Genomic DNA, 2168 nt, shown 5'->3' on the forward strand with positions numbered 1-2168 from the left:
TGATCATCAGCGTGGTGTCTCTGGTGGCCGGCACGCTGACCCGCAGCCGCTAAGTCAACGCCCCGCCTTCCGCTGCACACCCATGCCGCTCCGCTGGTGCGGCGTGTTGCCGGCCGCCGGGGCCGTCTGCCCGCCGGCACCAGCCCTCTCCTGGGCTGTGCGGCCGACCGCCGAACCCGCCCGCGGCGTTTGTCCGCCATCCGGCTGGGCGCGGCGCAGCGAGAACAGATGCTGCCGGGCCGCACCGCCGGCGAGCGCTGCGCCCAGATACGCCGCCGCATCCTGCACCGAAGGGTCCGCGCTCCCCTCCAGTTGGCGGGCACCCTGCACGTAGTTCTGCAGATCGTGGCCGGGCCCCAGCCCGACGTCCGCACCATCCGGAGTCGCCACGTGATCGGTCAGCGTCACGGTGATCTGTTCGCGCCGGTCCGGGTTGGGACCGGCATCCGCGCCCGGAACCCAGTCCTGCACATGCTTTAGGTGGACGCTGCGGATGCCGGGTCCGGCCGCGATGCCGGCGACGGGCGATCCGGCGGTCAGCACGAATCCCACGTTGTGCTCGGCCAGGAAAGCCGGATCGGCGGCGAGGTTCATGGCATGGATGCCGCCCTGGCTGTAGCCGGTCAACACCACTAGATCGTCCGCGCCGGCGCCCGCTTCCCGGAGTGCCCGCGACACGGCGTCCGCAACAAACGGGCTGCCGGCCGTGACCGCTTCGGCGATGCCGGACTCGTCGAACGGATTCTCCGTCGGCTGGACGGTGCCCGCTGCCTGCGTGCCGGGAAGGGCTACCACCCAACGCTTCTGGCCGCCGGACTCCAACTCAAGGATCTCCACAGTTCCGTCGCCGGCGTCAGCGGCGACGGCGGTCCGTTCGAGCAGCCCCGCCAGCGAAGCCGGTGCCGGTTCGACTGCTTCGGCCTGTGTGTTTACGCGCTCGATCTCGATCCGGGAACCGTGCAACAGGCCGGCGCGCTGGGCCGCCGCGCCCAGCAAGACCGCGAAGTGCCGGCTCACGGACTCTTCCCACAGGCCGCCATGCCGGCGATCCCGCAGCAGTACGCCCGCCGCCGGACCACCCAGCACCCCGGCGAGCGCGGCCGGTGCCTGGTTCAGCAGCCGCTCGCCTCCGGCCAGCGTGGGCCGGCCTTCGTTGGCGGCCATGCCGAGGGGAACCGTGAACCACCAGGACGCCGAGGCAATCGCCTGCATCCCACCGGCGGCAGCCTGCTCCGCGGCCCGATAGGTCCCGTGGGCCAGCCGGACCTGTGCCGCCAATGTTCCGCAGCGCTCGGCGAGAACGGCCAAGGATCTCGCGGCTTCCTGCACCGCGGCTTCGGCTGCCATTCGCTCCGGCAACAGCATCCAGCGCGGATCAGTCAGCAGCAGCTGTACGGCCAGAACCTGCCGCCACAGCCCGTTGATCGCGGCAACGGCGGCTTCGAGCCTGGTTGCGGCCGACGCGAGCTCCTGCCATTCAAACGTTATGCCGCCGATGCCGCCGGCCACCCGGTAGCCGTCATAGCTGCGGTACCCCGCCCCGCCTTCCCACCACCGGGCTCCGCCGGGCAGCCATTCGGTCTCAGTCACCGGACATCCCCGATGATATGCAGGCAGACAGAGGCGTCACGGCGTTCGGCGGTGCAGGGCGGCCTCCGCTGCTTTGGCAACACCAGCCGCCGCGTCTGCAGCGTCGATCGCCGCGTTCACAGCGTCAAGCGCAACGGCCGCCCATCGCAGCAATTCTGCTGACTCAGCCATCTTGGTGCGGTACTCGTAAAGCCGCTCCCTGAAAGCCTTGCCGGCCGGTGAGACCCATGCCTGCGCGGACGCCATCAGATCAGCGCGCACACCCAGCAGTTCCTGCTCGCAGGACAGGAGCCTGCCGGAAGCCGGCCCCCACCCCGGGCCGGGCGGCCCGCCCCACCCGGCCTCCGCCGTCGTTGTTTGCCAAAACATCACCAGACCTCCTTCACGCCTCCAGTTTCGACGCTAGGCCCGGCGCCAGCCGCGGCGGCATTGGTCATCCGGCGATGTGTACGGCGGCGGGTGCAGCACCGTTGTGGAGGCGAAGTCACGCAGGAAACGGCGGCGTTGAACATGGGAGAATAAGGGCCATGGCTGAAATTCCCCGCGTCTCCTTGGCAGAAGTCACCCCCGCTATCGCG

The 2168-nt window shown here is 70.2% G+C and carries 2 protein-coding genes; both read right to left on the reverse strand.

The window, feature by feature from the left end:
* Positions 1-54: 54 nt before the first annotated feature.
* A complete protein-coding gene (locus tag ACMX2H_RS18850) occupies positions 55-1590 on the reverse strand; it encodes a hypothetical protein (protein ID WP_414962798.1) in 1536 nt (511 codons plus the stop codon).
* Positions 1591-1626: 36 nt separating this feature from the next.
* Positions 1627-1959 (reverse strand): hypothetical protein, encoded by a 333-nt coding sequence (locus ACMX2H_RS18855; protein ID WP_414962800.1) that lies wholly within the window; start codon positions 1957-1959, stop codon positions 1627-1629.
* Between the last annotated feature and the right edge of the window lie 209 nt (positions 1960-2168).

The sequence above is a fragment of the Arthrobacter sulfonylureivorans genome, assembly GCF_047607445.1.
GTDB classification, from domain to species: Bacteria; Actinomycetota; Actinomycetes; order Actinomycetales; family Micrococcaceae; genus Crystallibacter; species Crystallibacter sulfonylureivorans_A.

Coding starts and splice junctions, on each gene's coding strand:
- ACMX2H_RS18855 (WP_414962800.1), bottom strand. CDS start 1,959: ATGTTTTGGCAAACAACGACGGCGGAGGCCGGGTGGGGCGGGCCGCCC.